Annotated in this window: 20 protein-coding genes and 1 pseudogene; 14 read left to right on the top strand and 7 right to left on the bottom strand. The window is 71.9% G+C overall.

Translation table 11 applies throughout. The annotated features are described in order from the left end of the window. Positions 1–59 precede the first annotated feature (59 nt). Together WBK50_RS24515 and gltB are read right to left on the bottom strand one after the other, a co-directional pair. On the bottom strand, positions 60–1,511 hold the full coding sequence (locus WBK50_RS24515) for a glutamate synthase subunit beta (protein WP_341337855.1): 1,452 nt from the start codon (positions 1,509–1,511) through the stop codon (positions 60–62). Then, positions 1,504–6,071 (bottom strand): annotated as a pseudogene (gene gltB, locus WBK50_RS24510) (glutamate synthase large subunit). The gene WBK50_RS24515 and the pseudogene gltB overlap by 8 nt, the downstream one beginning before the upstream one ends. 535 nt (positions 6,072–6,606) lie before the next feature. Here gltB and WBK50_RS24505 point away from each other — a divergent pair. Next, on the top strand, positions 6,607–7,356 hold the full coding sequence (locus WBK50_RS24505) for a (2Fe-2S)-binding protein (protein WP_341337854.1): 750 nt from the start codon (positions 6,607–6,609) through the stop codon (positions 7,354–7,356). Here WBK50_RS24505 and WBK50_RS24500 read toward each other — a convergent pair. The 3 genes from WBK50_RS24500 to WBK50_RS24490 are packed head-to-tail and all read right to left on the bottom strand — an operon-like array spanning position 7,307 to position 8,885. Beyond that, the gene (locus WBK50_RS24500) at positions 7,307–7,672 is read right to left on the bottom strand and encodes an Asp23/Gls24 family envelope stress response protein (protein WP_341337853.1); all 366 of its coding nucleotides are present in this window, start codon (positions 7,670–7,672) and stop codon (positions 7,307–7,309) included. The two genes, WBK50_RS24505 and WBK50_RS24500, sit on opposite strands and share 50 nt — an antisense overlap. After that, entirely contained in the window at positions 7,669–8,247 is a 579-nt protein-coding gene (locus WBK50_RS24495; RefSeq protein ID WP_341337852.1) for an Asp23/Gls24 family envelope stress response protein, read from the bottom strand. Before WBK50_RS24495 ends, WBK50_RS24500 begins: the two co-directional genes overlap by 4 nt. Next, on the bottom strand, positions 8,238–8,885 hold the full coding sequence (locus WBK50_RS24490) for an RNA polymerase sigma factor (RefSeq protein WP_341337851.1): 648 nt from the start codon (positions 8,883–8,885) through the stop codon (positions 8,238–8,240). The genes WBK50_RS24495 and WBK50_RS24490 overlap by 10 nt, the downstream gene beginning before the upstream one ends. A gap of 166 nt (positions 8,886–9,051) precedes the next feature. On the opposite strand from WBK50_RS24490, the gene WBK50_RS24485 reads away from it, so the two are divergent. The 5 genes from WBK50_RS24485 (at position 9,052) to clpX (ending at position 13,954) form a co-directional block, all read left to right on the top strand. After that, entirely contained in the window at positions 9,052–9,348 is a 297-nt protein-coding gene (locus tag WBK50_RS24485; protein WP_341337850.1) for a hypothetical protein, read from the top strand. Positions 9,349–9,560: 212 nt separating this feature from the next. Beyond that, entirely contained in the window at positions 9,561–11,039 is a 1,479-nt protein-coding gene (gene tig / locus WBK50_RS24480) for a trigger factor (RefSeq protein ID WP_341337849.1), read from the top strand. A gap of 185 nt (positions 11,040–11,224) precedes the next feature. Continuing rightward, positions 11,225–11,833 (top strand): ATP-dependent Clp protease proteolytic subunit, encoded by a 609-nt coding sequence (locus WBK50_RS24475; protein ID WP_341337848.1) that lies wholly within the window; start codon positions 11,225–11,227, stop codon positions 11,831–11,833. A 17-nt stretch (positions 11,834–11,850) separates the two neighbouring features. Further along, positions 11,851–12,465 carry an ATP-dependent Clp protease proteolytic subunit gene (locus WBK50_RS24470; RefSeq protein WP_445942390.1) on the top strand — a complete coding sequence of 205 codons (615 nt, stop codon included), beginning with the start codon at positions 11,851–11,853 and terminating at the stop codon, positions 12,463–12,465. 205 nt (positions 12,466–12,670) lie between these two features. After that, positions 12,671–13,954 (top strand): ATP-dependent Clp protease ATP-binding subunit ClpX, encoded by a 1,284-nt coding sequence (gene clpX / locus WBK50_RS24465; RefSeq protein WP_341337846.1) that lies wholly within the window; start codon positions 12,671–12,673, stop codon positions 13,952–13,954. A 152-nt stretch (positions 13,955–14,106) separates the two neighbouring features. Here the strand turns inward: clpX and WBK50_RS24460 are convergent, their stop codons facing one another. Further along, positions 14,107–15,300: a CaiB/BaiF CoA transferase family protein gene (locus WBK50_RS24460; protein WP_341337845.1), complete on the bottom strand. Its 1,194-nt coding sequence runs from the start codon at positions 15,298–15,300 to the stop codon at positions 14,107–14,109. 139 nt (positions 15,301–15,439) lie between these two features. Here WBK50_RS24460 and WBK50_RS24455 point away from each other — a divergent pair, with 139 nt between their 5' ends. From WBK50_RS24455 to WBK50_RS24445, 3 genes are read left to right on the top strand one after another with little or no spacing between them, the layout of a single operon-like run. After that, a complete protein-coding gene (locus WBK50_RS24455; protein WP_341337844.1) occupies positions 15,440–16,837 on the top strand; it encodes an OFA family MFS transporter in 1,398 nt (465 codons plus the stop codon). Beyond that, complete coding sequence (locus WBK50_RS24450) at positions 16,834–16,968, top strand: MFS transporter small subunit (RefSeq protein WP_341337843.1); 135 nt, start codon at positions 16,834–16,836, stop codon at positions 16,966–16,968. Before WBK50_RS24455 ends, WBK50_RS24450 begins: the two co-directional genes overlap by 4 nt. Positions 16,969–17,010: 42 nt before the next feature. Continuing rightward, positions 17,011–17,319 carry a DUF6457 domain-containing protein gene (locus WBK50_RS24445; RefSeq protein WP_297493521.1) on the top strand — a complete coding sequence of 103 codons (309 nt, stop codon included), beginning with the start codon at positions 17,011–17,013 and terminating at the stop codon, positions 17,317–17,319. A 21-nt stretch (positions 17,320–17,340) separates the two neighbouring features. On the opposite strand, the gene WBK50_RS24440 is transcribed toward WBK50_RS24445, so the two are convergent. Further along, positions 17,341–17,778 (bottom strand): PPOX class F420-dependent oxidoreductase, encoded by a 438-nt coding sequence (locus WBK50_RS24440; RefSeq protein ID WP_341337842.1) that lies wholly within the window; start codon positions 17,776–17,778, stop codon positions 17,341–17,343. Between the two features lie 114 nt (positions 17,779–17,892). On the opposite strand from WBK50_RS24440, the gene WBK50_RS24435 reads away from it, so the two are divergent. From WBK50_RS24435 to WBK50_RS24415, 5 genes are all read left to right on the top strand, one after another. After that, entirely contained in the window at positions 17,893–19,431 is a 1,539-nt protein-coding gene (locus tag WBK50_RS24435; protein ID WP_341337841.1) for an alkaline phosphatase D family protein, read from the top strand. A gap of 187 nt (positions 19,432–19,618) precedes the next feature. Further along, the gene (locus tag WBK50_RS24430; protein WP_341337840.1) at positions 19,619–20,311 is read left to right on the top strand and encodes a hypothetical protein; all 693 of its coding nucleotides are present in this window, start codon (positions 19,619–19,621) and stop codon (positions 20,309–20,311) included. A 132-nt stretch (positions 20,312–20,443) separates the two neighbouring features. After that, positions 20,444–23,092: a valine--tRNA ligase gene (locus WBK50_RS24425; protein ID WP_341337839.1), complete on the top strand. Its 2,649-nt coding sequence runs from the start codon at positions 20,444–20,446 to the stop codon at positions 23,090–23,092. Further along, complete coding sequence (locus tag WBK50_RS24420) at positions 23,089–24,621, top strand: bifunctional folylpolyglutamate synthase/dihydrofolate synthase (protein WP_341337838.1); 1,533 nt, start codon at positions 23,089–23,091, stop codon at positions 24,619–24,621. The genes WBK50_RS24425 and WBK50_RS24420 overlap by 4 nt, the downstream gene beginning before the upstream one ends. Further along, positions 24,618–25,013, top strand: coding sequence for a DUF4233 domain-containing protein (locus WBK50_RS24415; protein ID WP_341337837.1), 396 nt, complete (start codon positions 24,618–24,620; stop codon positions 25,011–25,013). Before WBK50_RS24420 ends, WBK50_RS24415 begins: the two co-directional genes overlap by 4 nt. Positions 25,014–25,061 lie beyond the last annotated feature (48 nt).

Below are 25,061 nucleotides of genomic sequence, written 5' to 3'. Positions count from 1 at the left end.
AGGCCGGAACGCGGAGAGGGCCCGGCCGCGTCGGCGGCCGGGCCCTCTCCGGGTGCGGATCAAGCGATCTGGCGGTCCGTCGGGTTGATCGGGCGCGGGAGGAAGTCCCGGCCCGTCAGGTACGCGTCCACGCCCGCGGCGGCCGAGCGGCCCTCCGCGATCGCCCACACGATCAGCGACTGGCCGCGGCCCATGTCCCCGGCGACGAACACGCCGTCGACGCTGGACATGTAGCTGTCGTCCCGCGCGACGTTGCCCCGCTCGTCCAGGTCGACGTCCAGGTCCGTGAGGAGCTTGCCCTTCTCCGGCCCGACGAAGCCCATCGCCAGCAGGACCAGGTCCGCCGGGATCTCCTTCTCGGTGCCGGGGACCGGGTCGAAGCCCTTCTCCCCGCGCTTCACCTCGACCAGGCGCAGCGCCTTGACCTTGCCGGTGCCGTCGTCGACGAACTCGGTGGTGTTGACCGAGAACAGCCGCTCGCCACCCTCCTCGTGCGCCGAGGAGACCCGGTAGACCATCGGGTACGTCGGCCAGGGCATGCCCTCGGTCCGGTGCTCCGGCGGCGTCGGCATGATCTCCAGCTGGGTCACCGACGCGGCGCCCTGGCGGTGCGACGTGCCGAGGCAGTCCGCCCCGGTGTCACCGCCGCCGATGATCACCACGTGCTTGCCCTCGGCGGTGATCTTCGGGGCGTCGATGTCGCCCTGCTGCACGTGGTTGGCCCACGGCAGGAACTCCATCGCCTGGTAGATGCCCTCGAGGTCCCGGCCCTTGGCCGGCAGGTCCCGCCAGGCCGTCGCCCCGGCGGCGAGCACGACGGCGTCGTAGTCCTCGCGGAGCTGCGCCGCGGTGACGTCCGTCCCGACGTCGACCGAGGCCCGGAAGTGCGTGCCCTCGGCCTGCATCTGGGCGAGTCGGCGGTCCAGCCGCGACTTCTCCATCTTGAACTCGGGGATGCCGTAGCGGAGCAGCCCGCCGATGCGGTCCGCCCGCTCGAACACGACGACGTCGTGCCCGGCGCGGGTGAGCTGCTGCGCGGCGGCGAGCCCCGACGGACCCGACCCGACGACGGCGACCTTCTTGCCGGTCTTCGTCTCGGCGGGCTGCGGCGGGACCCAGCCCTCCTCCCAGGCGCGGTCGATGATCTCGATCTCGACCTGCTTGATGGTGACGGCGTCGTTGTTGATCGCCAGCACGCACGCCGCCTCGCACGGGGCGGGGCACAACGTCCCGGTGAACTCCGGGAAGTTGTTCGTCGCGTGCAGCCGCTCGATCGCCTCGCGCCAGTCCTTGCGCCACACGAGGTCGTTCCACTCGGGGATCAGGTTCCCCAGGGGGCAGCCCTGGTGACAGAACGGGATGCCGCAGTTCATGCAGCGCCCGGCCTGCTTCTCCAGGTGGTCGTGCGGGAAGTCCTCGTAGACCTCGCGCCAGTCCATCAGGCGCAGGTCCACCGGCCTGCGCTTCGGGTTCTCGCGCGGGGTGGTCAGGAAGCCCTTCGGGTCAGCCATGAGCCGCCTCCATGATCGCCTCGTCCACGTTGCGGCCGTCCTTCTCCGCCTGCTCGCGGGCCTGCAGGACCCGCTTGTAGTCCTTCGGCATGACCTTGCCGAAGCGCTCGCAGGCCGCGTCCCAGTCCGCCAGCAGCGCGTGCGCGACGGGGGAGTCGGTCTCGGCGTGGTGCTTCTCGACCGCGGCCCGCAGGAACTCGCGGTCCTCCTCGTCGAGGGGGTCCAGATCCACCATCTCCGGGTTGACCCGCTTGGCCAGGAAGTTGTCGTCCGCGTGCAGGTCCAGCACGTACGCGACCCCGCCGGACATGCCGGCCGCGAAGTTGCGCCCGACCTTGCCCAGGACGACGACCTTGCCGCCCGTCATGTACTCGCAGCCGTGGTCGCCCACGCCCTCGACGACCGCGACCGCCCCGGAGTTCCGGACGCAGAAGCGCTCGCCGACGATGCCGCGGATGTACATCTCGCCGGACGTCGCCCCGTAGAGGATGACGTTGCCCGCGATGATGTTCTCCTCGGCGGCGAACGGCGCCTCCGGGTCCGGCCGCAGGGTCAGCCGGCCGCCGGAGAGGCCCTTGCCGAAGAAGTCGTTCGTGTCCCCGATCATCCGCAGCGTGATGCCCTTCGGCACGAACGCCCCGAGCGACTGCCCGGCCGAGCCGGTCAGCGTGATGTCGATCGTGTCGTCCGGCAGGCCCTCGCGGCCCCACTGCTTCGTCAGCTCGTAGCCGAGCATCGTCCCGACGGTCCGGTTGACGTTGCGCACCGGGAGGTCCAGCCGGACCTTGTCCCCGGAGCGCAGGGCGCCCTCGGCCAACTGGATCATCGTGTTGTCCAGCGCCTTGTCCAGCCCGTGGTCCTGACTGCGGGTCTGGTGCCGGGACGCGCCCTCGGGCAGCTCCGGCGTGTAGAACACCGGCCGTAGGTCCAGGCCCTCGGTCTTCCAGTGGTGCACCGCCGCGTCGGTGTCGAGCAGCTCCGCGTGCCCGACGGCCTCCTCGAGGGACCGGAAGCCGAGCTGCGCCAGGTACTCGCGCACCTCCTCGGCGACGAACCGCATGAAGTTGACGACGTACTCGGGCCGCCCGTCGAACTTCTCGCGCAGCACCGGGTTCTGCGTCGCCACGCCGACCGGGCAGGTGTCCAGGTGACAGACCCGCATCATGATGCAGCCCGACACCACCAGCGGCGCCGTCGCGAAGCCGTACTCCTCGGCCCCGAGCAGGGCCGCGATGACGACGTCCCGGCCGGTCTTGAGCTGGCCGTCGGTCTGCACGACGATCCGGTCCCGCAGGTTGTTCGCCAGCAGCGTCTGCTGGGTCTCGGCCAGGCCGAGCTTCCACGGGCCACCCGCGTGCTTGATCGACGACAGCGGCGAGGCACCCGTCCCGCCGTCGTGCCCGGAGATGAGCACGACGTCGGAGTACGCCTTCGCGACGCCCGCCGCGACCGTCCCGACCCCGAGCTGGCTGACCAGCTTGACGTGGATGCGGGCCTTCGGGTTGGCGTTCTTCAGGTCGTGGATGAGCTGCTTGATGTCCTCGATCGAGTAGATGTCGTGGTGCGGCGGCGGCGAGATCAGCCCGACGCCGGGCGTCGAGTACCGGGTCGTCGCGATCCACGGGTAGACCTTGCTGCCGGGCAGCTGGCCACCCTCGCCGGGCTTGGCGCCCTGCGCGATCTTGATCTGGATGTCGTCCGCGTTGACCAGGTACTCGCTCGTCACGCCGAAGCGTCCCGACGCGACCTGCTTCACCGCGCTGCGCCGGCTGTCGCCGTTCGCGTCCGGGGTGAAGCGGTCCGGGTCCTCGCCGCCCTCACCGGTGTTCGACCGACCGCCGAGGCGGTTCATCGCGATGGCGAGGGTCTGGTGCATCTCCTGGCTGATCGAGCCGTAGGAGATCGCGCCCGTGCCGAACCGCTTGACGATCGACTCGACCGGCTCGACCTCGTCGATCGGGACGGGCTCGCGGGCGCCCTCCTTGAAGGTGAACAGCCCACGCAGCGTCATCAGCCGCTTCGACTGGTCGTCGACGGCCTTCGTGTACTCCTTGAAGATCTCGTACCGGCCGGAGCGGGTCGAGTGCTGGAGCTTGAAGACGGTCTGCGGGTTGAACAGGTGCAGCTCGCCCTCGCGCCGCCACTGGTACTCGCCGCCCGTGGTGAGCGCCCGGTGGCTCGCCCGGGTGCCGTCCGCGGGGAAGGCCCGGCGGTGGTGCTTGAGGACCTCCTCGGCGAGCACCTCGAAGCCGACGCCGCCGAGGCGGGACGTGGTGCCCGCGAAACAGGCCTCGACCACGTCCTTGCCGAGCCCGACCGCCTCGAAGATCTGCGCGCCGGTGTAGGACGCGACGGTCGAGATGCCCATCTTCGACATCGTCTTCCGCACGCCCTTGCCGAGCGCCTTGACCAGGTTCTTCGCCGCGGTCTTCGCGTCCACGTCGAGGTCTCCGCGCTCGGCGAGGTCCTCGACGGTGGCCATGGCCATGTACGGGTTGACCGCCGACGCTCCGTAGCCGAGCAGCAGCGCGATGTGGTGCACCTCGCGGGCGTCCCCGGACTCGACGATCAGGCCGACCTGGGTGCGGGTCCGCTCGCGCACCAGGTGGTGGTGCACGGCGCCGGTGAGCAGCAGCGACGGGATCGGCGCGAACTCGGCGTTGACGCCGCGGCTGGACAGCACGATCAGGCGGGCGCCGTCCGCGATGGCCTCGGAGACCTCGCCGCGGATCTCCTGCAGCCGCCGGACCAGGCCCTCGCCGCCGTCGGCCGCGCGGAACACGCCCTTGACGGTGTAGGAGGCGAAACCGGGCAGGTCACCGTCGTCGTTGACGTGGACGATCTTCGCCAGGTCGTCGTTGCCGAGCACCGGGAAGGGCAGCACGATCCGCCGGCAGGTGGCCGCGCCCGCGTCGAGCAGGTTCTGCTCCGGGCCCAGCAGCGAGCGCAGCGAGGTGACGAGCTCCTCGCGGATCGCGTCCAGCGGCGGGTTCGTGATCTGCGCGAACAGCTGGATGAAGTAGTCGTAGATCTGCCGCGGCTTCTCCGAGATGAAGGCCAGCGGGGCGTCGTTGCCCATCGAGCCGATCGGCTCCGCACCGGCGGCGGCCATCGGCTTGAGCAGGAGGGTGAGCTCCTCCTCGGTGTAGCCGAAGGACTGCTGACGCAGGGTCAGCTCGGCGTGCGCGGGGATCTCGCGCTGCCGCTCGGGCAGCTCCTCGAGCTTGATGCGGCCCGCGTGCAGCCACTCCTCGTACGGCTGCGCCGCGGCCAGCTCGCCCTTGATCTCCTCGTCCGCGACGATCTTCCCGGCCTCGGTGTCGACCAGGAACATCCGGCCCGGCTCGAGCCGGCCCTTGCGCACGACCTTCGACGGCTCGACGTCCAGGACGCCGACCTCCGAGGCCAGCACGACCAGACCGTCCTCGGTCAGCCACCAGCGGGCGGGCCGCAGGCCGTTGCGGTCCAGGACCGCGCCGATCTGCGTGCCGTCGGTGAAGGCGACGAGCGCGGGCCCGTCCCACGGCTCCATCAGGTTCGAGTGGAACTCGTAGAACGCGCGGCGCTTCGGGTCCATCTCGGCGTGGTTCTCCCACGCCTCGGGGATCATCATCAGCACGGCGTGCGGCAGTGACCGGCCCGAGAGGTGCAGCAGCTCCAGCACCTCGTCGAAGGTCGCCGAGTCCGACGCGTCCGGCGTGACGATCGGGACCAGGCGGTCCAGGTTGCCCGGCAGGACCTCGGACGCCAGCAGCGCCTCGCGCGCCTTCATCCAGTTCCGGTTGCCGCGCAGGGTGTTGATCTCCCCGTTGTGCGCGACGTAGCGGTACGGGTGGGCCAGCGGCCACGCCGGGAACGTGTTCGTCGAGAACCGCGAGTGCACCACCGCCATCGCACTCGTGACGCGGGGGTCCGACAGGTCCGGGTAGAACGCCTCGACCTGCGGCTCCGCGAGCATCCCCTTGTAGACGATCGTCCGCGGGGACAGGCTCGGGAAGTAGACGCCGGTGGCGTGCTCGACCCGCTTGCGCAGGCAGAAGGTGCGCCGCTCCAGCTCGATGCCGACGGGCGGCGGCTTCACGATGCCGGTCTCGATGCCGGCGACGAACAGCTGCCTGAACCCGGGCATGGCGGCCAGCGCGCTCGGGCCCAGGTCCGCCTTCTCCGGGTCCGTGGGGAGCCGCGCCAGCCCAGCACGCGGAGGTTCTCCTCCGCGGCCAGCTCGTTGATCGTGGCGACGGCCTTCTCCGCGTCGGCCTCGTCCTGCGGCAGGAACGCGATGCCGGTGGCGTACGCGCCCTCCTCGGGCAGGTCGAAGTCCACCACGGCGCGGTAGAACTCGTCCGGGACCTGGATCAGGATGCCCGCGCCGTCGCCGGTGTTCTCCTCGGCGCCGCGGGCGCCGCGGTGCTCCAGGCGCAGCAACGCCGTGAGGGCCTTCTGCACGATGCCGTGGTCGCGTCGGCCCTTGAGGTCGGCGACCATCGCGACGCCGCAGGCGTCGTGCTCGTCTTGCGGGGAGTAGAGACCGCCCTGCGTGATCTGGTCACGCACGGTCAGGTCGTTGGTCGCAGCCAACAGCTCCTCCTGTCGTCTCGGTGCACCCCGACGGTCGCATCGGGACGACGTGGATCCCTCGGTTCACAGAGCTGTGTCCAGCTCGGTGGATCCTGAAGGGGCCCAGGGTACAGCGATGCTTCCGCCGGATCGCGTGGTGCTACTCCGTTCGGGTGCACCGTTCGGACTCGTCGCGGGGCCGGTATGGGTGTCCGGACACACGTGTGTAGACCGGGAGCGATTTTGCGGCCCCGATCCCTGCCGTTTCACGGTGCGACCGCACGCAGCGCTGGGCGCGGTCTCTCTCCGCAGAGAGTCGCACGGAGGGGTGACGAAAAGCCAGACGAAGACCCCATGACGCCTGTGACCTGCGCGACCTACACCCTAATGGCGGTACCGGAGCCATCCGGGCGGACAATTCCGGGGCGGTTGTCGGCCCTACGTGTGATCTGCGCAGCTCACTCGTCCGGCCGAACGACGCGGGTCGTGCCGGAGCGCCCGTCGCGGCGGGGATCCCGCACGGGGGACACTCCCCGACATGGACCCGACCCCGACCGTGAGCAGTGCGCTCGCCGACGCCGCCCGGGTGGGGCCGTTCTTCGAGATCGGCACGAACCCGGCCGAGGAGGCCGACCCGACGTGGCGGCCGTTCCGGGACCTCGTCGAGGACCCGGAGCCGCTGGGGGCGCGGATCGCGCACGTGCGGACCGTGCTGGGCGGGGCCGACGCCGTCGAGGAGCGGGTCGCGGCGTCGATCGCCCTGCAGGGGCTGGCGGCGCGGCTGGTGTCCGGTCCGCTGGCGGTGGCGGCGCTGCACGGGCTCGTGCCCGCGGTGACAGCGGACGCGCTGCAGTGGCGGGTCTCGATGACGGGCCCGTGGCCGCTGTGGCTGGCGTCGCCCGGGCCGGCCTCGACCCCGCTGCCGGATGTGCTCGTCGACGAGCTCCTCGCGCCGCTGATCGGTGCCGTCCGGGCCCGGGTCGGGGTCTCGGCGAAGGTCCTGTGGGGCAACGTCGCGTCGTCCGTGGCGGGCGCGAAGCGGGTGCTGGCGGCCGATCGTCCGGGCAGCGCCGGGGCGGCGGCGCGGGTGGCCGCGGAGATCCTGGACCATCCCGCCCTGGCCGGCGCCGGGGACCGGCTCCCCGCCGCGCCTCCGGACGTCGGCTGGAGCTTCCGGCGGCGTTCCTGCTGCCTCTACTACCGCGTCCCCGGCGGCGGGACCTGCGGAGACTGCGTACTCACGAGCCCCCGGGCCGGGGCCTCTCGATCAGCACGTCCGCGATCGTGACCCGCACCGACACGTCGAGACCGGTGTAGGCGGCGACCTCGTCGGTCACCGCGCGCTGCACCGCGGCGGCGAGGTCCCGGCAGTTGTGCCCCAGCCGCGCGACGACGGTCAGCGACACCTCCGCGTGCCCGCCCTCGACGACCGCCGACGCGCCGTCCGCCGAGAGCCGGCTCCGGTCCCGACCGAAGACGGTCCCCGCGATCCCCAGCAGCGCCTGGGTGAGGTCCGGCCGGAGCGCGACGACGCCGGGCACGGCCCGCGCGGCCCGCGCCGCGACCCGCGCCACGACCAGGTCACCGACGTGCAGCACGCTCATCGTTCCTCCCACAGGTCCACCACCGTGATGTCGACCCGGGCCACCGGCGCGCCGAGCGCCTGCTCCCCGGCGGCGACCACCATCTGCCGCACGCGCGCCGTCACGGACGCGAGGTCGACGCCGAACCGGGCGGTCACCGTGATCGCCACGCTCAGCGCGAGGCCGTCCTGCTCGATCCGGCAGCTCCGGGCCCGCATCCCGTCCATCCGGTCCACGACGTGGCGCAGCACCCGCGCGGCGGCGGGCCGGGAGAGCAGGGCCGGGCCGGCAGGGGAGTCCAGCGCGAGCAGGTCCTGCGGGCGCAGCTCGGCGGTGACCGTGTCGAGGACGGCCTCCATCACGGTGTCCATCAGCGACGGCGGAGGCGGCGGTGCCTCGTCCGCTATCCGGTGCACGACGCCGTCGAGCCCGCGCGCGTCCGCGACCGCGGCGGCGCAGTGCGGGCAGCTCCGCTCGTGCTCGTCCAGCACGCCGTCGGCCGCGTGGTCCCAGACGTCCGCGGCGTCGCGGCCGCAGGCGAGCGGCTCGATCTGCCCCTCCGGGCCCACCCCGGAAGGGGGGGCGTCTAGCGCCATGACCGCATCACCTCCGCCAGCTCCTTGCGGGCGCGGTGGATGCGTCCGCGGACCGCCGTCGCGGTCGCCCCGGTGATCTGGGCGATCTCGGTATAGCCCAGGCCCTCCAGCTCGCGCAGCACCCAGCAGACGCGCTGCTCGTCGGGCAGCCGGGCCAGGGCGACGCGCAGCGCGGCCAGCCCGGCGTCCACCTGCGCGGCGTGTTCGGGCTCGTCGGACCCGGGCGCGGCCAGACCCGACGCGACCAGCCGGTCCTCGCCGATCTCGTCGACGGGCACGACGGGTCGACGGCGCCGGAGCAGGTCGAGGCAGCGGTTGGTGACGATGCGGTACATCCAGGTGGAGAACGCCGAGTCCCCCTGGAACCCCGCGATCCGCCGCCACGCGTCGAGCAGGGCCTCCTGCAGGGCGTCCTCGGCGTCGGCGGGGTCGCCGACGATCCGCACCGCCACCCGGAACAGCACCCCCTGGTGGCGACGGGCGAGCACCTCGAACGCCCGGACGTCGCCCTCCTGGGCGCGGACGACCAGCGTGACCTCGTCCAGTTCCCGTTCCGGCGGCACCGCACCCGGCTCCGGGACGCGGACCGGTGGTGCCGGACGCGGCGCCACGTCGTCGGTCGGCCGGGTGGCGTGCACCGTTCTCCGCTCGGGTCGTGCGTCGGGGCGATCCGTGGGCGGCGGCCGCGGGCCGCTCCGACGGGTAGGCGGTCACCAGCGGGGTCGACGGTAGTGCTCGGCCGCCGTCGGTGCCCGTCGACACGGGGAGCCGGGAGCCGAGCGGGTTCGCCCCTAGGCTCTGCCGATGCCGACCTCCGCCGATCCCGCCGAGCGCGCCGCCGCCGTCGCCTCCGCCGTGCTGGCCCATCCCGGCGTGGCCCGGCTCGACGGCGGCCCGTTCGGCAGCATCGCCTCGCACCTGCCGGGGCGCCGCGTGCTCGGGGTCCGGCTGGGGGTCGGGGACGAACCCGTCGAGATCGCGGTCGTGGCCCACGCGGGCGGCGGCCCGCTGCCGCGGCTCGCCGAGCAGCTCACCGGCCTCGTCCGGGAGGTCCTGGGGGACGTGGACGTCGAGGTGACGGTCGCCGACGTCGCCGGGTAGACCCACCCGCCGTCACCGGTCGGACCGCACTGTGCCCCAGGTGCGCAAACCCGCTTCGAACGCGCGGGTCCGCTCTCGCCTAGACTCGCCGGAGCACGTTTCGCCAGCGCCGGTCCACACCGGCCGCAGCGGCTCGTTCGCGCCCGGTTCCGGCCGGGTGCCCATCGCGCGCCGCAGGACCATTGCCCGAAAGCAGTCCGAGGAGTTCCACCGTGAAGAGCACCGTCGAGCACATCGGCCCGACACGCGTCAAGCTCACAGTCGAGGTGCCGTTCGACGAGCTCAAGCCCGACTTCGACCGCGCGTACAAGGCCCTGGCCAAGCAGGTCCGCATCCCCGGCTTCCGCCCGGGCAAGGCGCCGGCCCGCATCCTCGACGCCCGGCTCGGCCGCGGCGTCGTCCTGGACGAGGTGCTGAACCAGGCCGTCCCGGCCAAGTACAGCGAGGCCGTCGCCGCGTCCGACGAGGTCAAGCCGATCGGCCGCCCGGAGATCGAGGTCACCGAGCTCGCCGACGGGGACAAGGTCAGCTTCACCGCCGAGGTCGACGTCCGCCCGGAGATCACCCTCCCGGACCTGGACGGGCTCGCGGTCTCCGTCGACGACGTCGCGATCGACGAGGACGACGTCACCGAGCAGCTGGACCAGCTCCGCGCCCGCTTCGGCACCCTCACCGGGGTCGACCGGCCCGCCGCGACGGACGACTTCGTCCAGATCGACCTGTCGGCCTCGGTCGACGGCGAGGAGATCGAGGAGGCCACGACCACCGGGTACTCGTACCAGGTCGGCCAGGGCGGCCTCATCGACGGCATCGACGAGGCCATCGAGGGGCTGTCGGCGGACGAGTCGAGGACCTTCACCTCCAAGCTCGTCGCCGGCGAGTACGCGGACAAGGACGCCGAGGTGACCGTCAAGGTCACCGCGGTCAAGGAGCGCCAGCTCCCGGACGCGGACGACGAGTTCGCGCAGCTCGCGAGCGAGTTCGACACCCTGGACGAGCTCGTGGCGGACCTGCGCGAGCGGCTGGGCCGGGTCAGGCGCATGGAGCAGGTCACCCAGGCCCGGGACAAGATCCTCGACGCGATCGTCGACGGCACCGAGGTCCCGCTCCCGGAGAGCGTCGTCGCGGCCGAGGTCGAGTCCCGCGCCCACGACGCCGTCCACGCGTTCGACCACGACGACGCGAAGTTCGCGGAGTTCCTCGAGACGCAGGGCAAGACCCGCGAGGAGTTCGACGCCGAGACCCGCACCGAGGCCGAGAAGTCGGTCAAGACGCGGCTCGTGCTCGACGCCCTCGCGGACGCCGAGGAGGTCCAGGTCAACGACCAGGAGCTCACCGAGCGCATCGTCTACCAGGCCCAGCAGTACGGCATGCAGCCGGAGCAGTTCGTCCAGCGCATCCAGGAGGCCGGCCAGCTCGGCGCGATCTACTCCGACGTGCGCCGCAGCAAGGCGCTCATCACGGCGGTCCGCGCGGCCACCGTGACGGACGAGTCCGGCGAGCCCGTGGACCTCTCGGACCTCCTCGGTGACGAGGACGGGGCCGCGGAGCCGGAGATCCTCGAGGTCCCCGGGGCCGAGGACGCGGCGGACGAAGCCGGCGCCACCGCCGAGGCCGGCGACACCGCCGAGGCCGGCGACACCGTCGAGGGCGAGGTCGTCGACGCCGGCGACACGCCCGCGAAGGCCTGATCCTCCGGCCACCATCGTCGGGCTGACCTGGCCCGACCCGGTGTTCGCTGCGCTGTGGGCGAACATCTTCCCCGTTCGCGGACGCGGGTCACCGCGTCCGCGTAGGGTCGGCCCGGAATCGGCCGAACTACCCCGAGCGAGCCAGCAGAAGGCAGGGTGAAGTGAGTCAGCAGGACCGACTCGAGATGCGTTCCGCATCCGCGAGCATGACGTTGGGCGACTCGGTCTACGAGCGGCTGCTCGCGCAGCGGATCGTGGTGCTCGGCCAGCAGGTCGACGACGAGATCGCCAACCGGATCGCCGCGCAGATGCTGCTGCTCTCCGCGGAGGACCCCACGGCGGACATCGCGCTCTACATCAACTCCCCGGGTGGTTCCGTCACCGCGGGCATGGCCATCTTCGACACGATGGAGTTCATCGAGTGCGACGTGGCCACCTACGGGATGGGCCTCGCCGCGTCGATGGGGCAGTTCCTGCTCTCGGCGGGGACCCCCGGCAAGCGCTACGCGCTGCCGCACTGCCAGATCCTCATGCACCAGCCGTCGGCCGGTGTGGGAGGTAGCGAGTCGGACATCCGCATCCAGGCGGAGCTGTTCCGGCGGCACAAGCAGGAGATGGCGGAGCTGATCGCCGGGCACACCGGCCAGACCGTCGAGAAGATCACCGCGGACTTCGACCGTGACCGCTGGTTCTCCGCGCAGGAGGCCCTCGAGTACGGCTTCGTGGACCAGGTGATCTCCCGCGCCGGTCAGCTGCCCGACGCCGGCTCGCCGTCCAACGGGAACGGGAGCTGACCGTGAGTGGTTTCCAGATGCCCGAGAGCCGGTACGTCCTCCCGTCCTTCGTGGAGCGCACCAGCTACGGGGTCAAGGAGTCCAACCCCTACAACAAGCTCTTCGAGGAACGCATCATCTTCCTCGGCGTGCAGATCGACGACGCGTCCGCCAACGACGTCATGGCGCAGCTGCTGTGCCTGGAGTCGGCGGACCCGGACCGCGAGATCTCGATGTACATCAACTCGCCGGGTGGCTCGTTCACCTCGCTGATGGCCATCTACGACACGATGCAGTTCATCCGCCCGGACATCCAGACCGTCTGCCTCGGGCAGGCGGCCTCGGCGGCGGCGGTGCTGCTCGCGGCGGGCACCCCGGGGCGTCGCCTCGCGGTGCAGAACGCGCGCATCCTGATCCACCAGCCGGCCACCGAGGGCTTCTACGGCCAGGTGTCGGACCTGGAGATCCAGGCCGCGGAGATCACCCGCATGCGGTCGCTGCTGGAGACCACGCTCGCGCACCACACGGGCCGCACGTCCCAGCAGGTGCACGACGACATCGAGCGGGACCGGATCCTCACGGCCACCGAGGCCAAGGAGTACGGGATCGTCGACGAGATCATCCAGAGCCGGAAGCTGTCCGCTGTCGGCTGATTTTTCGGTACTGCCGTTCTGGTCTCCGGCATCTACCCTGGTGGATGCCGGAGACACGGCTTGACGCGAACAGTTTCTCGACCGCCTGCCGAAACGTGGTCCGCCGGAGCGACTCACCGCTCCCCGGGAAGCGGGTCGGGCAGGTACCGTCACGAAGTGGCGTCGCCCTCGGTGGGCGCGCCGGATGGGACTGGGGTCTGCACTCATGGCACGCATCGGTGACGGCGGTGACCTGCTGAAGTGCTCGTTCTGCGGGAAGAGCCAGAAGCAGGTCAAGAAGCTCATCGCCGGACCTGGCGTCTACATCTGCGACGAGTGCATCGATCTCTGCAACGAGATCATCGAGGAGGAGCTGGCCGAGGCCGGCGACGTGAAGCTCGACGAGCTCCCGAAGCCCGCCGAGATCCACGACTTCCTGGACCAGTACGTCGTCGGGCAGAGCCAGACCAAGCGGACGCTGTCCGTCGCGGTCTACAACCACTACAAGCGCATCCAGGCCGGTGACAAGAACGGGCGCGGGGCGGACGGCGACGGCATCGAGATCGCCAAGTCGAACATCCTGATGCTCGGCCCGACCGGGTGCGGCAAGACCTACCTCGCGCAGACGCTGGCCAAGATGCTGAACGTGCCGTTCGCGATCGCGGACGCCACGGCGCTCACCGAGGCCGGTTACGTCGGCGAGGACGTCGAGAACATCCTGCTCAAGCTCATCCAGGCGGCGGACTACGACGTCAAGCGGGCCGAGACCGGGATCATCTACATCGACGAGGTCGACAAGATCGCCCGCAAGTCGGAGAACCCGTCGATCACCCGCGACGTGTCCGGTGAGGGCGTCCAGCAGGCGCTGCTGAAGATCCTGGAGGGCACCACCGCCTCGGTGCCGCCGCAGGGCGGGCGCAAGCACCCGCACCAGGAGTTCATCCAGATCGACACGACGAACGTGCTGTTCATCGTGGCGGGCGCGTTCGCCGGCCTGGAGCGGATCATCAGCGACCGGGTGGGCCGGCGGGGCCTGGGCTTCGGCGCGGAGATCCGCTCCAAGAACGACCTGGAGTCCACGGAGAACTTCGCCGAGACGCTACCCGAGGACCTGATCAAGTTCGGCCTGATCCCGGAGTTCATCGGCCGCCTGCCGATCGTCGCCTCGGTGACGTCGCTCGACAAGGACGCCCTGGTCAAGATCCTGACCGAGCCGCGCAACGCCCTGGTCAAGCAGTACCGCAAGCTGTTCGAGATGGACGGCGTGGAGCTGGAGTTCACCGACGACGCGATGGACGCGGTGGCGGACCAGGCGATCCTGCGCGGCACGGGCGCCCGTGGCCTGCGCGCGATCATGGAGGAGGTCCTCCTCCCGGTCATGTACGAGATCCCGAGCCGGGACGACGTCGCGAAGGTCGTCATCACGCGGGAGACCGTGAAGGAGAACGTCAACCCGACGATCGTCCCGCGGCAGCCCCCGCGCCGGGAGCGCCGCGAGCGCTCCGCGTAGCTCGAGCACGACCCGAACGCCCGTCCCGCCTCGTGCGGGGCGGGCGTTCGTGCGTGCCCCGTCCCGCCGCTCGAGTGGCTCAAGCGTCAATGAACGCTGCTTGAGCCACTCCAGCAGCAGGTGGGCGAAGGGTCGTGCGCTGCTTGAGCCACTCAGGCGCCGGCCGTCAGGGCGGCGATCTCGTTGTCCTCGTAGCCGAGCTCGGCGAGGACCTCCGCCGTGTGCGCGCCCAGGGCGGGCACCGCGGGCGACGACGGTGGCGGCCAGGCGCTGGAGTCCACCGGCGGCACCGTCATCGGAACCGGCTCCCCGCCCGGCACCGCGACCGGCACGAACCGGCCCCGGGCCGCGAGTTGCGGATGCTGCGGCAGCTCGCCGACGTGCCCGACCGCGGACCAGGCGATGTCGGCGCCGTCGAGCAGCCGGCCGAGGTGCGCCGAGCTGAGCGGAGCGAAGCGGGCGTGGAGCAGGGCGTGCAGTTCCTCCCGGTGCTCCACCCGCGACCGGACCGTCGTGAACCGCGGGTCGACGGCGACCGCGGCGTCCCCGAGCACCACCGTGCAGAGCCGCAGCCACTCGCGCTCGTTCTGCACCGCGAGGTGCACCGCGCCGTCTGCGCAGGGGAAGGGCCCGTACGGGGCGATCGACGGGTGGTGCCCGCCGCTGCGCGTGGGCGCCGTCCCGGTGCCGAGCGCGTAGAGCATCGGCTGGTGCATCCACTCGGTGAGGGCCTCGAGCAGGGTGATCCGCAGCGTCGCGCCCTCGCCCGTCCGCTCCCGGTGCAACAGTGCGGCCAGCACCGCGGACTGCACCTGCACCCCGGCCGCGATGTCGGCGACGGAGATGCCCGCCCGGGCGGTGACCGGGCCGTCGCCGGTGATCTCGAGCAGCCCGGCCTCGGACTGGATCAGCGCGTCGTAGGCCTTCCGTCCGGCCGACGGGCCGCCCTCGCCGTAGCCCGTGAGCTCGCACGTCACCAGCGACGGCCGGCGCGCCCGGAGCGTCTCGCCGTCGAGGCCGAGGCGGGCGGTCGCTCCCGGGCCGAGGTTGGCCAGCACGACGTCCGCGGTGTCGACGAGCCGGTGTGCGGCGGCGAGCCCGTCGGCGTCCTTGAGGTCCAGCACCACCGAGCGCTTGCCCCGGTTGATCCAGGCGAAGTAGGAGGAGACGTCCCCGCAGGCCGCGTCGTAGCCGCGCGCGAAGTCGCCGGTGCCCGGGCGCTCGACCTTGATCACGTCCGCGCCGAGATCGGCCAGCAGGCGGCCGGCGTAGGGGACGGAGACGGCGTGCTCGAACGAGACGACCCGGGTGCCGGTGAGGGGGCGCAGGGGGTGGGGAGCGGTCACCCCGTCAGCAAAGCACGGCCCGGCGCGACGTCCGGAGGGGCTCCGCCGGGTCGCGGTAGGCGGAACGGATACCTCCGGATGGTGGTGCACCCCAAGATCGCTTACTGTTCGCGCGCGTCACGAGTCCTCGGAGGCCGCCATGGCAGAAGCATCCGGAAAGCCCGGATTCCTGGAGCGGGAGCGAATAGTCGCCCCACCCGGTTGGAGCCGGTGGCTGATCCCACCCGCGGCCCTGGCCATCCATCTCTCGATCGGCCAGGTCTACGCCTGGAGCGCGTTCAAGACGTCGCTCGAGAAGGGCATGGACATCGGAGGCGTGGCGAGCGCGCTGCCCTTCACCCTGGGCATCGTGATGCTCGGCCTGTCGGCCGCGTTGTTCGGGACCAAGGTCGACGCGAACGGGCCGCGGTGGGCGATGGTCGTCGCCTCGTCCTGCTTCGCCGCGGGCTTCCTCATCGCCGCGCTGGGCGTGTACACCGGCCAGTACTGGCTGGTCGTCCTGGGATACGGCGGCGTCGGCGGCATCGGCCTGGGCATCGGCTACATCTCGCCGGTGTCAACGCTGATCAAGTGGTTCCCGGACCGTCCGGGCCTCGCCACCGGGATCGCGATCATGGGGTTCGGTGGTGGGGCGCTCATCGCGAACCCGTGGACGGCGTCCATGCTGAACGCGTTCGGGGCGTCCGCGTCCGCGCCCTCCGTGGACCCGCACGGCATCGCGCTGGCCTTCCTCATCCACGGTGTCGCCTACGCGATCTTCATGTCGCTCGGCTGGCTGCTGATCAGGGTTCCCGCGGACGACTGGAAGCCCGCCGGCTGGGAGCCCTCGGCCCAGAAGAGTCACGGCATGATCAGCAGGAACAACGTCTCGGCCGCCAACGCGATCAGGACGCCGCAGTTCTGGCTGCTGTGGGTCGTGCTCTGCTTCAACGTCACCGCCGGCATCGGCATCCTGGAGCGGGCCGCCCAGATCTTCCGGGACTTCTTCGGCACGGTGCCGCCCAGTGCGGCGATCGCCGCGGCGGCGACGGCCTTCGTCTCGATCCTCTCGCTGGGCAACATGCTCGGCCGGTTCATCTGGTCGTCGGTGTCCGACACCGTGGGGCGCAAGAACATCTACCGCCTCTACCTGGGGCTGGGTGCCGTTCTCTACGGGCTGATCACGCTCGTCGGCGCCCACAGCAGGCCGCTCTTCATCGTCTGCGCGATCCTGATCCTGTCGTTCTACGGCGCCGGGTTCGCAACGGCCCCGGCCTACCTGCGTGACCTCTTCGGCACCTACCAGGTCGGCGCGATCCACGGCCGCCTGCTGACGGCGTGGTCCACCGCGGGCGTGCTCGGCCCGATCGTCGTCAACGCGATCGCGGACGCCCGCGCGGACGTCCCCGGTCCGGCGAAGTACACACCGGCGTTCGCCGTCATGATCACCCTGCTGGTGATCGGCTTCGTGGCGAACGAGCTGATCAGGCCGGTCGCGACGAAGTGGCACGAGCCGGACGAGGTCGTGGCCGAGGACAGGACGGAGGCCCAGACATGAGCAGCGCTACCCCCGACACCACCGGCAAGCCCCCGGTCGTGCTCGTCGTGATCGCCTGGCTGTGGGTGGTGCTGCCGTTCCTCTACGGCCTCTACCAGCTCGTCATCAAGATCCCGGCGCTCTTCGGCTGAACGCCGCGCATGGGAGCCGCGCCGCACGGGTAGGTTCCCGTCGTGAGTGACGATGCGAAGGCCATGTCCGAATGGGTCACCGCGGTGGCCCGCGAGCTCGGCCTCGAAGGGGCCCTGGACAGCGACGCGAGCGTCGATCTCGTCCTCGACATGACGTCGGACGTGGCGCACGGGGTCAGCCGCCCCGCGGCGCCCGTCACGGCGTTCCTCATCGGGGTGGCGGCGGGGCGGGCGGACGATCCGGCCGTCGCCGCGCGGGACTACGCGGGCAAGGTGTCCAAGCTCGCCGAGGGCTGGGACGCGGACACCGAGCGCGGGGTCCCGGCCAACGACCAGGACGCCCGCGGTTGACCCTCCCGGGTGCGGGCCGGCTCAGGCCGTCATGTCCAGCATGGCGATGACCTTCGTCGGCCGCACCCGGACGACCAGCTCGCCGGGGACCCCGTTGCGCCTGCCGAACTCCTCGGCGCGGTCCGCACCCATGTAGCGCCCGCCCAGTGCGGTGGCGGTGCGGAGCAGCTCGTCCGGGTCCTCGCTCAGCTCGGCGACCCCCTGCACCTGCACGAACGCGTACGGCGGCGCCTCCAGGTCCACGGCCAGCGCCACTCGCGGATCGCGGCGGATCGCCTTGGCCTTCGCCGTGTCCGTGGCGGTGGTGAAGACGAGCGCACCGTCCTCCACCAGGAACCAGACCGGCGCGATCAGCGGCCGCCCGTCCGACGCGGTGTAGGCCAGCTTCCCGGTGCGGGTGCCGTGGCTCAGGAACTCGACGACCTCGGGGGAGAACGCCGCGGTGCTCGGTTCGGACATGCCCGGAACGTACTGCGGACCACCTGCGGTACGCGGATCACGTCGCCGGGTGTTCACCCGGACGTCGCCCTGCGCTCCGGAACGTGATCACTCGAACGGGTTATGTCAGGCCGCATGAGCTCCCCGTTCTCCCGACGCACCCTCCTCCGGACCGCCGCGGTGGCCGGTTCGGCGGCCACCGCCACGCTCGCGCTCCCGTCTCTCGGCACCGCGGCCCCACTCGTGCACCGCGGCGCACGGCCGGTCCTCACCCACGGAGTCCAGGCCGGTGACGTGCTGCCGGGCTCCGGGCTCGTCTGGACCCGCGCCGACCGGCCGTCGCGCATGGTCGTCGAGATCGCGGACAACCCGGAGTTCCGCCGCGTCCGGCGGATTCCCGGCCCGGTCCTGACCCCGGACACGGACCTCACCGGCAGGGTCCGCGTCCCGGCCGCGGCCCGGACCACGCATTACCGCGTCACCGCGGAGGATCTCGACGGCCGTACGACGAGCGAGCCGCTGACGGGCGTCTTCCGGACACAGCCGGGCGGCGACGAGCGCGTCCGGCTGCTCTGGTCCGGTGACGTCGTCGGGCAGGGCTGGGGGATCAACCCGGACATCGGCGGGATGCGGATCTTCTCCGCGATGGCCGCCCGGGACGCCGACCTGTTCCTGCACAGCGGGGACACCGTCTACTCCGACGGGCCGCTGAAGGAGACCGTCACGCTCCCCGACGGCCGGACCTGGCGCAACGTCGTCACGCCCGAGAAGTCGAAGGTCGCCGAGACGCTGGCGGAGTACCGCGGGCAGTTCGCCTACAACCTGCTCGACGAGAACGTCCGCGCGTTCGCCGCGTCCGTCGCCCAGATCAACCAGTGGGACGACCACGAGGTGCTCAACAACTGGTACCCCGGGGAGATCCTGACCCTGCCGGAGTACACGGAGAAGCGCGTCGACGTCCTGGCGGCACGCGCGTCGCAGGCGTTCCACGAGTGGGTGCCGCTGGACCCGCGCCGGGCCGTCGACGGGCGGGTGTACCGGCGGATCCCGTACGGCCCGCACGTCGAGATCTTCGTCCTGGACATGCGCACCTACCGGGACTCCAACGGGCCGAACACCGGCGCGGACGGACACATCCTCGGCGCCGAGCAGGCCCGCTGGCTCGTCGACGGGCTCGCCTCCAGCCGGGCGACCTGGAAGATCGTGCAGGCCGACATGCCGCTCGGGCTCTGCGTCGCGGACGGCCAGGGCGCCTGGGAGGCCGTCGCGAACGGCGTCCCGGGAGCACCCAGCGGGCGCGAGTCCGAGATCGCCGGGGTGCTGCAGGGGCTGCACCGGCGGGAGGTCCGGGGCGTCGTCTGGGTGACCGCGGACGTCCACTACACGGCCGCGCACCACTACTCGCCCGAGCGCGCGTCGGTGCAGGACTTCGACCCGTTCTGGGAGTTCGTGTCCGGACCGCTGCACGCCGGGGCGTTCGGGCCCGGCGACCTGGATCCCTCGCTCGGCCCGGAGGCCGTGTTCGTGCAGCCGCCGCCCGCACAGAACACCTCGCCACTCGACGGGTTCCAGAACTTCGGCGAGCTGGAGGTCGCGCCGGGCGGGCGGGAGCTGCGGGCCACGCTGCGCGGGCAGCGGGGCGAGGAGCTGTGGGCGACGACGCTGACGACCTGAACTCCCGGCTCGTGACCGGACCGCCCGCGAGTCGCGCTGTGAAGCCGCGCGAGTCGCGCTCTGAGGCCCCGCGAGTCGCGCTGTGAGACCGCGCGAGTCGCGCTCTGAGTCCGCCCGAGTCGGCGTGTTCGCGTCGGCGAGTCGCCGTGCGGCGTGGCACGGTGCACCCGACGAACGGAGGACCCGGATGCGCACGGTCTCGGCCATCGGCAGCGCCGTCCAGCGGCTGTTCCACCGGGCCGCCCCGGTCCCGGTCGCCGCGGTCCGGTCCCTGAACGGCCCCCGCCGCGCGCTCGTCACCGACGCGCTCGGCGAGAAGCGGCACGAGGGCGCGAGGCTCGACCAGGTCGACGGCACGACGTGCGGCAGCGCGGTCCTCGTCGCCCTCGCCATCTGGGCCGATCCGGCGGAGCTGGAGAAGCTCGAATTCCGGGAGACCACGCCGTCGGGGGTCGTGGACGGCTTCGCCGGCCGCTACGACGCGCTGCAGAAGCGGGTCCACCGGCAGACCAACCGGCTCTGGCCGCAGGCCCTCGGGACCACCCCGTGGGGCTTCGCGGGCTGGCTCCGTAGGTACGCGCCGGGCGTCGGTCGGTACCGGATCCGGTTCGTCGACGACCTGTCGGGCGCCGACGTCGAGCAGGTGATCCGGGAGATCGAGGCCGCGCTCGGCGCCCGCCGTCCGGTCCCGCTGCTGGTGGGAGCCGGGGTCCCGCGCCACTACTGCCTCGCCCTGCGGATCTCCGACGACGGCACCTGGCGGGTGTACGAGCCGAGCAGCGCCACCGTCCGCCCCCTCGACCCCGCCGCGATCCGCGAACGCCGCCTCCGCCCGATCCTCGGCTTCGACCGCCTCCACACGGCGTTCCTCCCGAGGTGACCCGCGCCGGGTCCCGACTCGTGTGGTCTCGGGTCCCGACTCGCGGGGGCTGAGATCCCGACTCGCGCGGGCTCAGACCGCGACTCGCGGGGGCGAGGAATCGGGGTGCGCCGGGCTCGTAGACTTGACAGCGTGACCGAGACCCTTCCGCCGCGCCCGATCAGAGGCGCCACTGCCGACCTCCCGCCCAAGTGGAACCCGGGCGAGGTAGAGGCCGGCATGTACCGGCGGTGGGTCGAGAACGGCTACTTCACCGCGGACCCGGACTCCGGCAAGCCGCCGTACAGCATCGTCATCCCGCCGCCGAACGTCACGGGCAGCCTGCACCTCGGGCACGCCATGGACCACACGCTGATCGACATCCTGACCCGGCGCCGCCGAATGCAGGGCTACGACGCGCTGTGGCTGCCGGGCATGGACCACGCGGGCATCGCCACGCAGAGCGTCGTCGAGCGCCGTCTCGCCGAGGCCGGTGAGCCGGGCCGCCGCGAGCTCGGCCGTACGGAGTTCGTCCAGCGCGTCTGGGAGTGGAAGGCCGAGTCCGGCGGCTCGATCCTGGGCCAGATGACCCGCCTCGGCGACGGCGTCGACTGGTCCCGCGAGCGCTTCACCCTGGACGAGGGGCTCTCCCGCGCCGTCAACACCGTCTTCAAGAGGATGTTCGACGACGGCCTCATCTACCGCGCCGAGCGCCTGGTCAACTGGTCGCCCGCGCTGCAGAGCGCGATCAGCGACATCGAGGTGGACCACAAGGAGGTCGAGGGCGAGCTCGTCTCCATGCTGTACGGGGACGGGGAGGACGCGATCGTCGTCGCCACCACCCGGGTCGAGACGATGCTGGGGGACACCGCCGTCGCCGTCCACCCGGACGACGAGCGGTACGCGCACCTGGTCGGGAAGACCATCCGGATGCCGATCACCGGGCGGGACATCCCGGTCATCTCGGACCCGTACGTCGACCCGGAGTTCGGCTCCGGCGCCGTCAAGATCACCCCGGCGCACGACCCCAACGACTTCGAGATGGGCCGCCGGCACGACCTGCCGATGCCGACGATCATGGACGAGTCCGGCGTCATCGCCGGGACGGGCACGCGCTTCGACGGCATGGACCGCTTCGAGGCGCGCGTCGCCATCCGTGAGGAACTCGCCGCGCAGGGCCGGATCGTCGCCGAGAAGCGCCCCTACATCCACTCCATCGGCCACGACTCGCGCACCGGCGTCCCGATCGAGCCGCGGCTGAGCCTGCAGTGGTTCGTCCGCGTCGAGTCCCTCGCGAAGGCCTCCGGCGACGCGGTCCGCTCCGGCGCCACCACGATCCACCCCGCCGAGATGGAGTCCCGGTTCTTCGACTGGGTCGACAACATGCACGACTGGTGCATCTCCCGGCAGCTGTGGTGGGGCCACCGCATCCCCGTCTGGTACGGCCCGAACGGCGAGATGGTCTGCGTCGGCCCCGACGAGGAGCCGCCGACGGGCGAGGGCTGGCGGCAGGACGAGGACGTCCTGGACACCTGGTTCTCCTCCGGGCTCTGGCCCTTCTCGACGCTGGGCTGGCCGGACAAGACGCCGGACCTCGAGCGTTACTACCCGAACTCGGTGCTGGTCACCGGCTACGACATCCTCTTCTTCTGGGTCGTCCGGATGATGATGTTCGGCATCTACGCGATGGGCGAGGCGCCGTTCAGGGACGTGTACCTGCACGGCCTGATCCGGGACGAGCACGGCAAGAAGATGTCGAAGTCCAAGGGCAACGTCATCGACCCGCTCGAGCTCATCGACGCCTACGGCGCGGACGCGCTGCGCTTCACCATCGCGCGCGGCTCGAACCCGGGCACGGACATGTCGCTCTCGCACGAGTGGGTCGCCGGCTCCCGCAACTTCACGACGAAGCTGTGGAACGCCACGCGGTTCGCGATGGCCAACGGCGCGTCCCCGGCGCTGCCGCTGCCCGCCGTCGAGGACCTGACGGACGCGGACCGCTGGATCCTCGGCCGGCTGCGCGAGGTCCGCGAGCAGACGGACGCGCTGCTGGAGGACTTCCAGTTCGCCAAGGCCACCGAGGGGCTCTACCACTTCACGTGGGACGAGCTGTGCGACTGGTACCTCGAGCTCGCCAAGCCGCAGTTCGACGACCCGGCGACGGCGGACGGCACCCGCGCGGTCCTCGGCCACGCACTGGACGCGCTGCTGCGGATGCTGCACCCGATCACGCCGTTCGTCACCGAGGCCCTCTGGACCACCCTCACCGGCGGCGAGACCGTCGTGACGGCGGCGTGGCCCGGCGAGGACACCGGCCTGCCGGTCGACGCCGGTGTGGTCGCGCGGGTCGAGGCGGCGCAGAAGCTGATCACCGAGGTCCGCCGGTTCCGCACCGAGCAGGGGCTGCCGGACCGGCGCTCGGTCGCGGCGCGGCTCGTCGGCCTGGACGCGGCCGGGCTCGAGGCGCACGGCGCGGCCGTCCGGTTCCTGACCAGGCTGGATCCCGCCGGGGACGACTTCGCGCCCACCGCCACCGTCGACGTCACGGTGGCCGGGGGCAAGGTCCACGTCGAGCTGGACACCTCCGGCGCGATCGACGTCGCCGCCGAGCGGGCCCGCCTCGGCCGGGATCTCGCGGCCGCGCAGAAGGAGCTGGACCAGGCGGACAAGAAGCTCACCAACCCGAAGTTCACCGAGAAGGCCCCGGCGACCGTCGTCGACGGGATCCGCGCGCGCCGCGAGGCGGCGGTCGCGGAGATCGAGCGGGTCTCCGGCCGCCTCGCCGCGCTGCCCGAGTCATGAGCCGCGACGACGAGGAGCGGGGCGAGTACCCGGACGAGTTCCCGGACCACCCCGAGGAGCTGCCGGAGGGCGAGGGCGCGGTCCCGACGCCCGAGGGCGACGTCCAGGACGCGGTGATCTCCGCGGTCCTGGAGCAGATCCGCGGCGGCGAGACCCCGGACGTCGTGCCGGCGCAGTCGTCGGTCGCCGGGTACGCGGAGTTCCTGGCCGTCGAGGCCGTGCTGGACAAGCGCTGGCCCGAGACGGTCATGGAGCCGTCGCTGGAGCGGATCACCGCACTCGTCGACGTGCTGGGGGAGCCGCACCGCGGGTACCCCGTTGTGCACCTGACCGGCACGAACGGCAAGACGTCCACGGCCCGGATGATCGACGCGATCCTCACCGAGATCGGCCTGCGCACCGGCCGCTACACCAGTCCGCACCTGCAGCGGGCCACCGAGCGGATCAACCTGGACAACCGCCCGGTGACCCCGGAGCGGTACGTGCAGATCTACCGGGACGTGGCGCCGTTCGTGGACCTGGTGGACGCCAGGAGCGAGGTGCCGCTCTCGAAGTTCGAGGTGCTGACGGCGATGGGCTTCGCCGCGTTCGCCGACGCGCCCGTCGAGGCGGCGATCGTCGAAGTGGGGCTGGGCGGCCGCTGGGACGCCACCAACGTCGCCGACGGGGACGTCGCCGTGCTGACCCCGATCGGGCTGGACCACGCCGAGTTCCTCGGCACGGACCTCCTCGGCATCGCGCGGGAGAAGGCCGGGATCATCAAGCCCGGCTCCGTCGCGATCCTCGCGGCCCAGGACAAGGCCGTCGCGGAGGTGCTGATCGAGCGCAGCGCCGAGGTGGGCGCGCAGGTCGCGCGGGAGGGCGCCGAGTTCGGCGTCCGCGAGCGGGAGATCGCCGTCGGTGGGCAGCGGCTCGAGCTGCAGGGCCTCGGCGGCCGCTACGACGACGTGTTCCTCCCGCTGCACGGCGAGCACCAGGCGTCGAACGCGGCGCTGGCGCTGGCCGCCGCGGAGGCCCTGATCGGGGCCGGCCCGAAACAGCCCATCGACCCGGACGTGGTGCGGGCGGCGTTCGCGTCCGTCCGCTCGCCGGGCCGGCTCGAGGTCGTCGCGGGCGGTCCCGGCGCCCCGACCGTGCTGCTCGACGCCGCACACAACCCGCACGGCGCCCGCGCCCTGGCCGCGTCGCTGATGTCGGAGTTCCGGTTCACCCGGCTCGTCGGGGTCATCGGCGTCATGAAGGACAAGGACGCCCGCGGGCTGCTCGCGGAGCTGGAGCCGGCGGTGCACGAGGTGGTCATCACGGCCAACTCCTCTCCCCGGGCGATGGACCCGGACGAGCTGGCCGGGCTGGCCGTCGAGGTGTTCGGCCGGGACCGGGTGAGCGTCGAGCCCGACCTCCGGACGGCGATCGAGCAGGCGGGGGAGCTGGCCGAGGAGGCCGGCGACTCCGGTATCGGGGTGATCGTCACGGGCTCCGTGGTGACCGCCGGCGAGGCGCGGTCGGTGTTCGGGCTGGAGCCGTCGTGAGCGAGCAACCTGCGATCAGGCCCCCGGCGAAGGACCCGATGAAGGGGATTCGCGGGATCTTCGCCGCGGTGCTCGTGCTCGAGACGATCGTGGTGCTGCTCGCGCTGCTGGTCGTCTCGAAGTTCACGGTCGGGGCGATGAACGGCGTGGGGCTCACGCTCGTCCTGGTCCTCGCGGTGCTGATGGTCGTCGCCTGCGGGGTGCAGCGGAAGCCGTGGGGCCTGCCGCTCGCCCTGGTCCTGCAGGTGGCGCTGATCGCGTGCGGGTTCATCCACGTGTCGCTGGCCGCCGTCGGGGTGATCTTCGGTCTCGTGTGGGTCACGCTGCTGCTGATGCGCCGGGACGTCGCGGGGAAGATGGCGCGGGGCGAGCTGCCGAGTCAGCGGCAGTAGGTCCTCCTCCCGCCCCTTTGCTCTGCGCACACCACCGCTGCGCCGAGA

Source organism: Pseudonocardia sp. T1-2H (assembly GCF_038039215.1).
Taxonomy (GTDB): Bacteria; Actinomycetota; Actinomycetes; order Mycobacteriales; family Pseudonocardiaceae; genus Pseudonocardia.
This window is presented reverse-complemented; position numbering and strand designations above follow the sequence as displayed.